Here is a 13,437-nt window from a genome sequence, read left to right as displayed (position 1 = left end):
CCTTAAGCTTGTCAAGCGCTTAAGTACTGTTTCAATGCCCCTCCCAACCGCCCCGTCTGATGCTTTCATAGGTTTTCGGCCTTTTCTCAAGATTAGAAAACCGCTGAAAAATAAGGGATTATCGGACTCGTTTCGTAATCTAACAAGTATTCAGTAAGTTAACGTTAAGAGAGTTAACGTAAATTTCTTTACCAGAGTGTCGTTAAGCGCTTAAGTTCTGTCGAGAAGTCCACAGAACTGTTGAAATACCAACAAAAAACGGCATGTCACGCCACCGAAGGGCGCGCGACATGCCGATGAAATTTCAGTTTGATTTCAGGAACGCGAGGCGATGAAATCGCGATACCACAGGAAGCTATCCTTCGGGATGCGTTCCTGCGTGGCGTAATCGACGTACGTGATGCCGAATCGCTTGGCATAGCCGAAATACCATTCGAAATTGTCAAGCAACGACCACACGAAATAGCCGGTCAGCGGCACGCCCTCGCTCATCGCGCGACGCGCCGCGGCAAGATGACGCTGCAAGTAGTCGATGCGGTCAGCGTCATGCACCGCCTTGTCGCCATCGTTGTTAACCACCAACTGATCCTTGCAAGCCATGCCGTTTTCCGTGACCATCAGCGGCACTTCAGGGTAATTGTCATGTACACGCACCAGCAGATCGTGCAAGCCGTCAGGATCGATATTCCAACCCATATCGGTATGCGGACCCTCCGTCGGCAACCAGTCGACGTCGGACGCGCCAGGAGCCGTGGAAGCCTCCGTGGACTGTGGGAACTGCGGGCGGTCGCCCATGGCCAGCAGATTCGTAGAGTAATAGTTGATGCCGAGCACGTCGATCGACTGATGAATCTGCTCAAGATCGCCCGGCTGCACGAAACTCCAATCGCAGATGCCCTTGGTGATGGCGAACAGTTCGTCGGGGTAACGGCCGCGCAGCATCGGGTCGAGGAACGCACGGTTAGAGATCAGATCGAGACGGTGGCAGGCGTCGGCATCGCCGCGGTTCAACGCAAGATTCAGTGTGACCGAACACTTGGCACTCTCCCCCAGCTCGGCGCGCACGGCCTGAATCATCAAACCATGTGCGAGGTTCAAGTGATGCACCGCAGGAAATGCACCCGGGCCGAGACCCAAGCCCGGCGCATGCTCCTTTGCACCATAGCTCAAATACGAGGAGCACCACGGTTCGTTCAACGTGGTCCACGTGTCGACACGGTCGCCGAAGCGCTTGGCTACCACAGAAGTGTAGTCGGCCAGCGCGTATGCGGTTTTGCGATTCAGCCAACCGCCTTCATCGCCCAAATACTGCGGCAAATCCCAATGGTAGAGCGTTACGACCGGCTTGATGCCGCTCTCCAACAATGCGTCGACGATGCGCTCGTAGAAGTCAAGGCCCCTGTCGTTGACGACACCGTTGGGCGTTGGCATGATGCGCGGCATGGCGATCGAAAAACGGTAGGCGTCAACGCCGAGATCCTTGAGCAACGCCAGATCCTCGCGCCAACGGTGATACGAGTCCGTTGCCACATCACCGGTATCGCCAGCCAGTGTGGCGCCCGGGGTATGGCTGAACGTGTCCCAAATCGAAGGGCAGCGACCATCCTCGTTCGCCGCACCCTCAATCTGGTACGACGCCGTAGCCGTACCAAATACAAAATCCTGAGGAAAAGTGTTCTCCATTGCACATCCTTCCCATGAAGCGGTTAAGATACTGTGTTTCATATAATAAGCCCGCACTCCGGACACAGCACGTACCCCTGCACCCGTCATGAAGCAACTGACTGCGTGTCTTTTCGTAAAGTCGGTTAAGATATTGCACGTAGGCAATCGTGTCGTTCATATCAGCCAAGGCGACGGCCGCCAGCTGGAACGATATCAAGGACTGACCGAAATCTCTGCCATTCAGCCAGTCCTCCATGTATTGCGACAACGGGCACTGCCGCAATCAGCATTGAAGCAACAGGGGAACTCTCATATGAAGCACATTTCTTTCAACAATCCGAATCTTCGCCATATGGGACGCGTCAGCGATGCCGTGGACCCAGCCACGCACGCGCCATTCCAAACATGGGCATTTCCATACACGCAAGTATCATTCCGTTGCACTGGAACATCCATCGGCGTACACCTCGTCAACCATTGGGGATATGGGCGAGCCACTCTGGGAGCCGTCGTCGACGGTATACAACTGCGCATTCCCGTCCCCATCGACACCGGACATGACGCTGTCACGCTGGAAAACGGCTATCCCAGCCGCGTGGAACCAACGGAACCTGCGGAACCAACAGACGTGCAGCACAGTCAATCCGACATTCGCAAACCCGTATACGTCACCATTGCCGAACAATTGCCGAACATCATGCATGAAGTTACAATTTTCAAACGTCAGGATGAAGGTAACAATCGCTACGACATGATCAGTATCGAGCTTGACGACGATGCGCAGATACTGCCACCCAGCTCCCCTAAACCAAGCCGACGCATGGAGTTCTACGGCGATTCCGTAACCTGCGGTGAACGCTGTGAGGCACTGTGCTACGAGGGGCAGGCAGATCCCGACGAGGATTTGAGCGGTTACAGCAACTCTTGGTATTCGTACGCCTCAATCACCGCACGCAACCTCAACGCTCAAGCTCATCTGGTAGCGCAGGGAGGAGCCAGCCTCATCGACGGTATTGGCTGGTTTCACGCACCGCACTATCTCGGCATGGAAAGCATTTGGGACCGCAGCACCTACAATCCGGAATTCGGCGAGCCACAGCCGTGGGATTTCACGCAATACACGCCACATGTGGTGGTGGTCGCTTTGGGGCAAAACGATGCGCATCCTTACGATTTTATGGCATCGGATTACAACGGCGACGAAGCACGGCATTGGCGCACCCGCTACATCGATTTCGTGCATGCGTTACGCGAGAAGTACCCGAAAGCGCTGATCGTGCTTACTACAACGATTGTGCGGCACGACGCCGCTTGGGACCGCGCGATCGGCGAAGCCTGCGATACGCTTCGTGCTAAAGGCGAGTTTCACGTGAAACATTTCTTGTATTCACGTAACGGTTGCGGCACGGATGGCCATCCACGCATTCCGGAAGACGAGCAGATGGCCGCCGAACTAACCGCATACCTGGCTTCATTCGGCCCCGACCTCTGGCAGTAGCTTATGCGCTCGCAACGCAACGCATTTTTTATTTGATTCGTTTCTGCGATTTTGGTGGCACAAATCGCAGAAACGTTGATTTTCCAACGATTTTTTATTTGACTGGTATTTGATTCGTATTTGACTCGCATATGACTGAAACGATATGCTGTTGCCATCAGTGGTGCACATCGCGCTATCAAGGAGTCTCATGCCGGAAGATCTCATTCAGCTTATTGACCAGCTCATCGCACGTTCCACGGAATCACAGACCGTTGAATTCAAAGCGTCAAATGATGACGCTTTCATGATCGGCAAAGACATTTCCGCACTCTCCAATGCGGCAGCCATCGAAGGGCAGGATTACGCCTATATGCTGTGGGGTGTGGATGATGCGACGCATGGCATCATCGGCACCACATTTAATCCGCTTGCAGCCAAGCACAAGGGACAGGAGCTTGAGTTGTGGCTACGCCTCAAGCTTTCCAAAAATGCTGAATTCAAGTTCATTCCCATGGACTATCGAGGGCATCGAACGGTTATCTTGCGCATTTGGCCCGCCACCGGATACCCCGTAGCATTCGACGGCACGGAATATATCCGTTCCGGTACGTCCACGCAGCCTATTGCCAAGAATTCGCAGAGGGAACGACGCCTGTGGGAAGTCACTAAATCAGAAGCATTTGAAGACCAGATAGCAGCCCAATGGCTCACTGCCGAAGAAACTTTGGCAATGCTGGACTGGAATACCTATTTTCGGCAAACAGGCACGCCGCTACCTTCAAATCGTACGGAAATTCTGCATTATCTTGAATCCGATCACATTATCAAATTCCTTGACAGTGGGCAGTATGCCATCACCAACCTTGGGGCATTGCTGTTTGCGGATGATCTGCAGCAATTCCCTACCGTTGCACGCAAGGCACTCCGACTCATCAAATATGACGGGGAACGTAAGTCCTCGCCGTCGCGTTCGCAAACATACGCTCACGGATATGCCGACCTTGACGATATCGCGGCCGTGCTACAGGCTTGGCTTCCGGAAAGCGAAACCATTGGGCGCGGCCTACGTGTTACGAACATCTCATACCCTCAGATTGCCGTCAGAGAGCTGCTGGCCAACATGCTGATTCATCAGGATCTCACCGTCAGAGGCGGTGGACCGCTTATTGAAATCTTCGACAATCGTGTGGAGTTCTCCAATCCCGGAAGCTCGCTAATTCGACTGGAACGGCTCGTCAACGACCCACCTGAGGCAAGGAATCCGAAGCTGGCCGATTTGTCTCGACGTCTCGGCATGTGCGAGGAAGCTGGATCCGGTTGGGATAAGATCATCGATGCCTGCGAGACGGCACATCTCCCCTCTCCCGTAGTGCAGCAGTCCAATGATCCCGAGAGCAGCGCCAGCATTATGGTGCGGCTCTCCCAATACCGCCCGTACCCTGATTTGAGCCCAAGCGAGCGCGTTGACGCCTGTTATTGGCATGCCTGCATTCAGTTCGCGAATGGCGACTATCTCACCAATGCGTCACTGCGTGCCCGATTCGGCTTGGAAGACTCGTATTCATCCCCCATTTCACGCTTGATTCGGGAAAGTGTATCGTCCGGCTTCATCAAACCGGTCGACGCAAATGCACCTCGCAAGAAGATGGAATATATTCCAGGATGGGCGTAGCGCCATTTATTTGATCCGTTTCTGCGATTTTGGTGGCACAAATCGCAGAAACGTTGATTTTTCAACGATTTTTTATTTGACTGGTATTTGATTCGTATTTGACTGACGTGCGATCAGCAAGACTTCAATCGCAATACAAAGCGTGCGATTGCCGCACACTATAAGCACAGCAATCGCACGCTATTCATTGTCGACTAGCGACAATCATGCAACGTGATTATTCAGCGTGATCAGAGTCGGTGTGATCGGTCAGGTCTAGCTTGAATGGGTGAGCGGGCAGATCATTGTCATTAGCCAACGGTGCAGGCCCCCAACTGCGCCACGCGTAGCGCATCATCACCGGCGCTGGCACTTCCGGCGTGGCCAACGTAATCGTGCCGATACTGCGACTGTTAATCGGAATACCGAACTCCGTAGCGTTATAGTCAACCACATTGACCTTCGCGTTGATCAAATCGTCAATATCGCAATCCACGAAAATCGCAGCAGTGGCCGGATGGAACACACCATCAGCGCCGGCAAGCTCGAAACCGGAACATTCCGGCAGTCGTACCAACGAAGGCAGGCTCTTGTCGAACTTATCACCATAACTGTCGGGCGTAGTACCGCTGAAATGCAGGCCGTGCGCATATCGGAAGAACAGACGCACGCGACCGCCTTCGTCGCAGCGGAAGCCCAGCACAGTCGGACCATACACCGGAATACGGCTCATACCATACACTTGGTGAAGCGCACAATTGCCGAGACGCTCGCCGGGCGTGCGCTTATCAACCGGGTGAATGTTGTTGTATTCACCGCAATCCATGGTGCAGATGGCGAACACGTTGTCGATGGACTGCGCGGCATCCCACTGGGCTTCACGCAGCACCGGCCACAGCATCGGATCGCCGTCGCCCTCGTCGACCTTCTTGTCGATCCATTGCGGCAACTGCACGATCAGGAACGGCAGATTCTCGCTCCACAGCGCACGCCATTCGCCGATCATCATGCCCAGCAGCTCACGATAGGATCCGCAATATGGCTCGTCTTCCTCGCCCTGATACCACAGGAATCCCGCCAAGGAATAGGGCACAATACGCTCCAGCATGGCATGGAACGGACCTGTCGGACGCCACTGCGAGGTCGGCGTCATCGGTGGTGGCCACGGGCATTCGCCGTACTGTTGAGTCAGCGTATCCCACGTCACATCAGGGTCGGCTTCACGAGCTGCAGCAATCGACGCATTCCAAGTATCAGAACGCGACTGCCATTCGCTATACTCCAAATCGAACTGTTCCTGCGTTTTACCGGCGACCGCCTGCTCGTAGCGAGCAAGATAATCGCGCCCGGATTCGCTGGAATTCAGTGCATCCTCGCTCATCCAACAACTAATCGACGTACCCCCGATATAACAGTCGATAATGCCGATTGGAAGGTCGGAATCAAGTTCATCACGCAGTTTTCGCGCGAAATAGTACGCTACGGCACTCATAACGCCACTGTTTTCGGGCGATGATTCCTGCCAGCTTGCCGCATGTTCGGCATTGCGATTAATCACGCCGGTTTTCGGCACATTGTAGAAACGCAGGAGCGGATCGGCGCAGTTTTCGAGGGCTTCCTCGGCGTTTTCACTGTTGCGCAACTCAAGTTCCATATTGCTTTGCCCGCCGGCAAGCCACACTTCACCAATCAGCACGTCGTAGTATTCGATGAAATCGTTGCCTGCGGTGACGCGCAACGTGTAAGGTCCGCCTTCGGGTTGCGCGGGCAGCATAACGCGCCACGGAGAAAAGCCGTTCTTGATCTCTTTGGAGGAGTACGCGTGCGCCTGCACAATCACGGAACCATCTAAATCGCGTATTTCCGCTGAAACCTCAAGTCCGGCGCAATCAGCATCCAACGCGCCGAACACGGCGATGGGTTTATTGCGCTGCAACACCATATGCGAGGCGAAAATCGCGGCAACGTGCAGAACTCCTGCCGTGCTGCGGTCCTCAATATCGCCGATTGCCGCCGTCATTTCAGATCCGGGCGCAGGACCAGTCGCAGTGACCATGGCATCTCTTCCTAATCAAAAATCCCTACGCGTTGTATCCTATGCCGACTTCCCGTCAAAATACATGAAACTTGCCGTTGCCGCAACGGATTTTTACGGTTTCGCGGCTCACTTTGTGGACCAGACACGCTGCAAGATGGAGGCTCCAGTAGGATAGACCCCAGTTTGCAGGACAAAATCCATGCATGAAAACACGAATTTCATCTGCGAATGGTAGAAACCCGAACGCTTTTCCAAGCGTTCACCCCACTACATAAAAGGAGTGCCAAGTACAATGACTGCACAAATCTGGTATGAGAACGACGGCGATCTCTCGGTCCTCGAAGGCAAGAAGGTTGCCATCATCGGTTACGGTTCCCAGGGCCACGCTCATGCGCTGAACCTGCGCGATTCCGGTGTGGACGTCGTCGTTGGCCTGCGTCCGACCTCCAAGTCCGTTGAGCACGCCAAGGAGCAGGGTCTGGAAGTCAAGTCCGTTCCGGAAGCCGCTGCTGAGGCCGACATCATCATGATCCTGGCTCCGGATCAGTACCAGCGCACCATCTGGGCCAACGACATCGAGCCGAACATCAAGCCGGGCGCTGCAGTCGCATTCGCCCACGGTTTCAACATCCACTACGGCTACATCAAGCCGTCCGAGGACCACCCGATCTTCATGGTCGCCCCGAAGGGCCCGGGCCACATCGTGCGTCGCGAGTACGCCGCCGGCCGTGGCGTCCCGGTCGTCGTGGCCGTGGAGCAGGATCCGCGTGGCGATGCTTGGGACATCACCCTGGCTTACGCCAAGGCTCTGGGCGCTCTGCGTGCAGGCGCCATCAAGACCACCTTCACCGAGGAGACCGAAACCGATCTGTTCGGCGAGCAGAATGTGCTGATGGGTGGCGTGAACAAGCTCGTTGAAATGGGCTTCGAAGTCCTCACCGACGCCGGTTACCAGCCGGAGATCGCCTACTTCGAGGTCTGCCACGAGTTGAAGATGCTCGTCGATCTCATGAACGAAGGCGGTCTGAACAAGGCCCGCTGGTCCTGCTCCGACACCGCCCAGTACGGCGACTATACCAACACCTGCATCGACGAGCATGTACGTGAGCGCATGCAGTACCACCTGAAGCGCATTCAGGATGGCTCCTTCGCCAAGGAGTTCATCGATGATCAGGACGCAGGCGCTCCGAAGTTCAAGCAGCTGCAGGAGGAGTACGGCAACGTGCGCATCGAGACCGTTGGCCCGAAGCTGCGCGCCATGTTCTCCTGGAACAACGGCAAGGATGATGACGCCGACATGGCCACCTTCACCGGCAAGATCGCCCGTGGCTGAGTGACTTAGGGCTTCGCTTGATCGGGATTCCGATCAAGCGGCCTCGGTCCATCGGAATCCGGTCAATTGGTCCCGATGGACCGGATCGCAAGCCTCAATTACCAATGGAAGGCCGTCGCCCGTTTGTGGGTGTCGGTCTTCCTCTATTTTCAGAAGATTTCACGGTTTTGAGGTTTCAAGGTTCCGAGATTCCAGAACCACGGTTCCAACAAATAACCCCGTACCCGAAAAAACGCGATCCTCGCCACCAATCCCCGGCCAACACAGGCAAGGGGGCCCTGAATCGACAGAAACCAGAAGAAACTATACCCCCATACACGAAAAACTCTATTTATCGCACCAAACACCTGTCAGTGTGGCAAAAGGAGCCAACACAACGCAAAAGACCGCCGCCCGAACGAATCGGGCGACGGTCTTAATGCTGCAGATTCCGGCTCTCAGCTCGAAATCAGGCGATCTCACTGAACCTGGGTACGAGCGATCTTGCCGTTGAAGGACTCGGACATATCGGCATCGGCGTCCACCTGGTTGTTCCAGGAGAACATGGCGCGCAGCTTCGGACCAACGGTCTCCAGGTGCGGGTGGCTGTACTCTTCCTGCAGCTCCTTGAACTTCGGAGCGCCAGCGGCCTGATCATCCATGAACTCCTTGGCGAAGGAGCCATCCTGAATGCGCTTGAGCTGGTACTGCATGCGCTTCTTGGTCTCTTCGGTGATGACGGTGGAGGTGTAATCGCCATACTGAGCAGTGTCGGAGCAGCTCCAACGAGCCTTGTTCAGGCCGCCTTCGTTGGCCAGATCCACCAGCATCTTCAGCTCGTGGAACACCTCGAAGTAGGCGATCTCCGGCTGGTAGCCAGCCTCGGTCAGCACGTCGAAGCCCAGATCGCACAGGTGGTTGATGCCACCCATAAGCACGTCCTGCTCGCCGAACAGATCGGTTTCGGTCTCCTCGGTGAAGGTGGTCTTGATGGCGCCTGCACGCAGAGCGCCCAGAGCCTTGGCGTAAGCCAGGCACAGCGGCCAGGTCTTGCCATCCGGATCCTGCTCCACGGCCACGACGACCGGGACGCCACGGCCGGCGGCGTACTCACGACGCACGATGTGGCCCGGGCCCTTCGGGGCGACCATGAAGATCGGGTGGTCCTCGGACGGCTTGATGTAGCCGTAGTGGATGTTGAAACCGTGAGCGAAAGCCAGAGCAGCGCCCGGCTTCAGGTTCGGCTCAACCTCTTCCTTGTAAACCTTAGCCTGGTACTGGTCAGGCAGCAGGATCATGACCACGTCGGCTTCGGCGACGGCCTCGCCGACCGGCTTAACTTCCAGGCCCTGCTCCTTGGCGTAATCCACGGACTTGGAGGTCGGACGCAGACCAACGACGACGTCCACACCGGAATCGCGCAGGTTCAGTGCATGAGCGTGACCCTGAGAACCGTAACCAAGGATGGCCACCTTCTTGCCTTCAAACACAGACAGATCGGCGTCCTTTTCGTACCAGATAGTTGCTGCCATGATTGGCGCTCCTTTTATTTTCTTTTATCGCTTCGGGATCGTACTTTTCCCGAAAAAATCTTTCGATTTCTGTTACTTGTTCGGTTGTTGCAACGGCTTGTGATTCCTAGGATGTTACTCCCCCGGATTGTGTCCGAGAAATCACACCGCCTCTCCTGCGGAACTGTTTTAGTCCCGTTTTCTTTATATTGGTTGCTGACGTTCACATAGTGGTTATGTTTTGCGTCAAACGCTTTTTGTAAGGCTTCGGGCGATTCCACCCGGGCACCGCCCGAAGCCCTCACGGACATCACTTGGTGAAATCGACGTCCTTAGTCTCCTTGCAGCTCAGCACCGCAACAAGGCAGCACACGGCCATCACGCCGAGGTACAGACCGACGGAGTGCACACCCCAGTGGTGGGACAGCCAAGTGGCGATGGTCGGCACGAATGCCGCGCCGACGATGGCGGCCAGGTTGTAGCCGATGCCGGAGCCGGAATAACGCACGTTGGCGTCGAACAGCTCCGGCAGGAACGCGCCGATCGGACCGAATGCGGTGCCCATCAGTGCAAAACCGATGCACAGGAACAACAGGCTGGCGGCGAAGTTACGCTGGCCGACGACCGCCGGATCAAGCAGGAACGGGAAGAGCAGCGCGAATACCACGAGGCAGCAGGACGAGAAGACAATCACGCGCTTGCGGCCAAATTTGTCGGCATTCACGCAGGAGATGACGATGAACGCGGCGAACACGCAGATGGCGAGCATCAACATGAGCAGGTATTCACGATTGGTGAAACCAAGATTACCGCCGCCCTGTTCGATAGTCTTGGTGCCCCAAGCGAGGGACCAGGTTGCCAGCGTGTAGAACAGCGTGTAGGTGACGGCCACCAAGAACGTGGCTTGGATGACTTCCTTCCAGCTCTTCTTGAACACTTCGGTCAGCGGGGACTTGACGACCTTCTTCTGCTCCTGGGCCATGCGGAAGATCGGGGTCTCCTCCATCTGCACTCGCACGACGAGGCCGACGATCACCAGAATCGAGGACAGCAGGAACGGCACACGCCAACCCCATGCCAGCATCGCATCGTTATCGTTGAACGTTTCCAACAGGAAGTAGGTGCCGTTCGACAGGAAGAAACCGATCGGGGCGCCCAATTCCGGGAAGGAGCCATACAGCGCGCGCTTGTCTTCCGGAGCGTTCTCGGTGGCCACCAAAGCAGCACCCGACCATTCGCCGCCCAAACCGATGCCCTGCACGAAACGGCACAGGCACAGCGCGGCGACAGCCACAATGCCCCACTGGTTGTAGGTCGGCAGGCAGCCGATCAGGAACGTGGCGACACCCATGGTCAACAGCGAAACCACCAGTGTGGTCTTACGGCCCATGCGATCGCCGAAATGGCCGAACACCAAGGATCCGAGCGGGCGTGCGATGAACGCGATGGCGAAGGTCAGCAAGCTGGCTAGCAGCGCGACGGTCGGATTGGTGGTGTCTCCGAAGAACACCTTCGGGAAATAGTTCGCAGCGGCGGTGCCGTATGCGTAAAAGTCGTAGAACTCGATGGCGGTGCCGACCATGGAAGCGGCGATCACGGTTTTCACCGAATCGCGCACCATTGCCTGCGCTTTGCCAGCGGCTGCTTCGACTGCACTCATTGGATTACTCCTGTTACGTCTGTCATGTGCTACCGGCTCCCATCGTGCGCCGATAACGTCTTTCTTCTATTCTCTTGTTTTGCAGTCTTCATTTCATTGCCTTACGCCTTGTGGGCGGCAACAAAAAGGCCCCGCAGCATGCAGGGCCATCAACGTGTGTTTTGCGCGCCTCAAACCCTGCCTCCGTTGGCGAGGGATTGAAGCTGCATTGCTCGAATCAGTCCGCCAACGAAAGCGGAATAATAATTCGTGCGGACAGCAGTACGCGTGCAACCATTCCGTTCATCGTGGCGAACCTCCTTTCGCAAAGTCTTGTATTCAGCGGGCGATCCGCTCGAACTAAGCCGTAAAGATAAGCGCGTCCACATACCCTTTCTACTAAAGGTTCACTATGTGGACGCGCAATTTTGAATTTGATATTCGTTTTTTCGGATTATCTCAGATCATCCAAATCATTTCAGCAGCAACGTCAGCACGCCCGCAACAGCCATGCAACCGGCGGCAACAGCGAAAATCAGCAGATACTCGCCAGTCACCGCAATCGCAATCGCGCAAACGACAGCGCCAATCAACGAACCGAACGTATTCGCCAAACTGAACGCGGCCAACGAACGACCAACGGAACGCACATCCGGCAACGTCGCAAGATTCAACCCTTGGCTCACGCCGTCGTACACCACATACGCGAAACCTGCAAACAGCGCATACAACGCAACTGCCATCGCATTATCGATCGGTGTCAACGGAAGTACTACAGCAACCACAAACAACAGGCAGGCGGCAATTGCGGGAATACGGGAATCCTTGAAAGCGCGGGCGATACGACCAAGCAGCAGCGCAGCCAACAGCGAGCCAACGAACGCGGCAACGGCCATCACCGACATAACCGCAGCCGCTCCGGACAAACCAAACATGGCGACCTGCGAAACATCACCCAAACCATCCTGCGCAAGATACCACTGGTAAATCGCAATGCCGGAAGTGGCTGCGATGGCAAACATGCGCGCGGCAAACGCAATGAAGAACTTCGGAGCGCCCTTCGGCGGGCGATACTGCGAAAAATAATCGCCCTTCTTCACACCCTCACGAGGCAAATAGCTGCTGGAACCCTCAAACGGCAACACCAGCAACGTAGCCACACCAGCCACCACCAGGCACAACGCAAACACCATCATGGCGAAACGCGTGGTGCCATCCCAACCGGAATCGTCGGCGGCCCACGTAAGCGAAACGGCCGCGATAATGCCCAACACCTGGCCGAACGCCTGGCCAACGCCATGCCACGCGTCCGCACGATCACGGAACTTGTCGGGCACGCGCTCACCGAAAGCGGCCGTCAGCGGCATCGACACCATCGCATATCCGATCAGCGTGAACAGCCAGAACACGATGACCAACGGCATGAAATCGCATGCGGAAAGAATCGCCACCGACGTGGCGGTCAGCACCGTGCCGGCGATGATCCACGGGGTGCGGCGACCCAGCGGGCAGTACGAATGGTCGGATCCGACGGAAATCCACGCATTCATCAGGAACGTCAGCAGCGTGCCGACGACGCTGAGCAGCGCCAGATCGGTGACGCGGTCGGTGCCAGAAAGACGGCTGATGGTCTGTGGAATGAGCACGGAGTTGAGCGCGGCCATCGGCGCGGTGAACAGTAGCGCACCGAGCGCGAAGCCGGCGGTGAGGCGATGCACCTGTGGCTTGGTGGGCGTAGTGCCGTCGGGCGCGGTCATCGGATCGCGCAGGTCAAGGAACGACGATTCGAGGTTCGGCACGGCGGCATCAAGATGGGCGAACGCGGTCAGCGGGGAGCCACTTTCCGTGTTGATGAGGGTCTGCTGCACTTCCGGGCGCTCGTTGGAAGCCTCGGGCACGCGCGGATTCTGCTGTACGGCCAGGCGCTTCAGGGCCGCTTTGGTCTCTTCGGTCAGCGTTTTTTCGTAATCGGGACGGTCATCGATGCCGGGGCGCACAAATACCTGGCCCGGCAGCGGCTGCGGCTGCATTGGAGTCTGCTGCTCATCTGCATTATGTTGATTGTCTTCAGTCATCTCTTGTTTCTATTCCTGTTTTTCTTGTTTTATATTGTCGCTTCTCGTTCTTGCTTCTATTTCGTT

8 protein-coding genes are annotated in these 13,437 nt (G+C 56.1%); 3 read left to right on the top strand and 5 right to left on the bottom strand.

The genetic code is table 11. From position 1 onward, the window contains the following. Nucleotides 1-315 precede the first annotated feature (315 nt). Nucleotides 316-1,683 carry a GH1 family beta-glucosidase gene (locus BBKW_RS00445; protein WP_033500623.1) on the bottom strand — a complete coding sequence of 456 codons (1,368 nt, stop codon included), beginning with the start codon at nt 1,681-1,683 and terminating at the stop codon, nt 316-318. A gap of 295 nt (nt 1,684-1,978) precedes the next feature. Between BBKW_RS00445 and BBKW_RS00440 the strand changes: the two genes are divergently transcribed. Continuing rightward, complete coding sequence (locus BBKW_RS00440) at nt 1,979-3,163, top strand: GDSL-type esterase/lipase family protein (protein ID WP_033500622.1); 1,185 nt, start codon at nt 1,979-1,981, stop codon at nt 3,161-3,163. Nucleotides 3,164-3,353: 190 nt separating this feature from the next. Further along, nucleotides 3,354-4,817, top strand: a complete 1,464-nt coding sequence (locus BBKW_RS00435) for an ATP-binding protein (RefSeq protein ID WP_033500621.1) — start codon at nt 3,354-3,356, stop codon at nt 4,815-4,817. Between the two features lie 217 nt (nt 4,818-5,034). On the opposite strand, the gene BBKW_RS00430 is transcribed toward BBKW_RS00435, so the two are convergent. After that, nucleotides 5,035-6,852 (bottom strand): sialate O-acetylesterase, encoded by a 1,818-nt coding sequence (locus BBKW_RS00430; protein ID WP_033500620.1) that lies wholly within the window; start codon nt 6,850-6,852, stop codon nt 5,035-5,037. Between the two features lie 274 nt (nt 6,853-7,126). Between BBKW_RS00430 and ilvC (BBKW_RS00425) the strand changes: the two genes are divergently transcribed. Then, entirely contained in the window at nt 7,127-8,167 is a 1,041-nt protein-coding gene (gene ilvC / locus BBKW_RS00425; protein ID WP_048349482.1) for a ketol-acid reductoisomerase, read from the top strand. A 458-nt stretch (nt 8,168-8,625) separates the two neighbouring features. Here ilvC (BBKW_RS00425) and ilvC (BBKW_RS00420) read toward each other — a convergent pair whose 3' ends face one another. The 3 genes from ilvC (BBKW_RS00420) to BBKW_RS00410 all read right to left on the bottom strand — a co-directional run bounded on the left by ilvC (BBKW_RS00420) (nt 8,626) and on the right by BBKW_RS00410 (nt 13,371). Next, nucleotides 8,626-9,678 carry a ketol-acid reductoisomerase gene (gene ilvC, locus BBKW_RS00420; protein WP_034255230.1) on the bottom strand — a complete coding sequence of 351 codons (1,053 nt, stop codon included), beginning with the start codon at nt 9,676-9,678 and terminating at the stop codon, nt 8,626-8,628. Nucleotides 9,679-9,967: 289 nt separating this feature from the next. After that, nucleotides 9,968-11,317, bottom strand: a complete 1,350-nt coding sequence (locus tag BBKW_RS00415; protein WP_033501515.1) for an MFS transporter — start codon at nt 11,315-11,317, stop codon at nt 9,968-9,970. Nucleotides 11,318-11,769: 452 nt separating this feature from the next. Further along, nucleotides 11,770-13,371 carry an MFS transporter gene (locus BBKW_RS00410; protein ID WP_033501516.1) on the bottom strand — a complete coding sequence of 534 codons (1,602 nt, stop codon included), beginning with the start codon at nt 13,369-13,371 and terminating at the stop codon, nt 11,770-11,772. Nucleotides 13,372-13,437: the final 66 nt, after the last annotated feature.

The organism is Bifidobacterium catenulatum subsp. kashiwanohense JCM 15439 = DSM 21854 (genome assembly GCF_001042615.1).
GTDB classification, from domain to species: Bacteria; Actinomycetota; Actinomycetes; order Actinomycetales; family Bifidobacteriaceae; genus Bifidobacterium; species Bifidobacterium catenulatum.
This window is presented reverse-complemented; position numbering and strand designations above follow the sequence as displayed.

What these genes read in the sequence shown, in the direction of transcription:
- BBKW_RS00430 (WP_033500620.1), bottom strand. Translation starts at nt 6,852, where the DNA reads ATGGTCACTGCGACTGGTCCTGCGCCCGGATCTGAAATGACGGCGGCA.
- BBKW_RS00415 (WP_033501515.1), bottom strand. Translation starts at nt 11,317, where the DNA reads ATGAGTGCAGTCGAAGCAGCCGCTGGCAAAGCGCAGGCAATGGTGCGC.
- ilvC (WP_048349482.1), top strand. Translation starts at nt 7,127, where the DNA reads ATGACTGCACAAATCTGGTATGAGAACGACGGCGATCTCTCGGTCCTC.
- BBKW_RS00445 (WP_033500623.1), bottom strand. Translation starts at nt 1,683, where the DNA reads ATGGAGAACACTTTTCCTCAGGATTTTGTATTTGGTACGGCTACGGCG.
- ilvC (WP_034255230.1), bottom strand. Translation starts at nt 9,678, where the DNA reads ATGGCAGCAACTATCTGGTACGAAAAGGACGCCGATCTGTCTGTGTTT.
- BBKW_RS00440 (WP_033500622.1), top strand. Translation starts at nt 1,979, where the DNA reads ATGAAGCACATTTCTTTCAACAATCCGAATCTTCGCCATATGGGACGC.
- BBKW_RS00435 (WP_033500621.1), top strand. Translation starts at nt 3,354, where the DNA reads ATGCCGGAAGATCTCATTCAGCTTATTGACCAGCTCATCGCACGTTCC.
- BBKW_RS00410 (WP_033501516.1), bottom strand. Translation starts at nt 13,371, where the DNA reads ATGACTGAAGACAATCAACATAATGCAGATGAGCAGCAGACTCCAATG.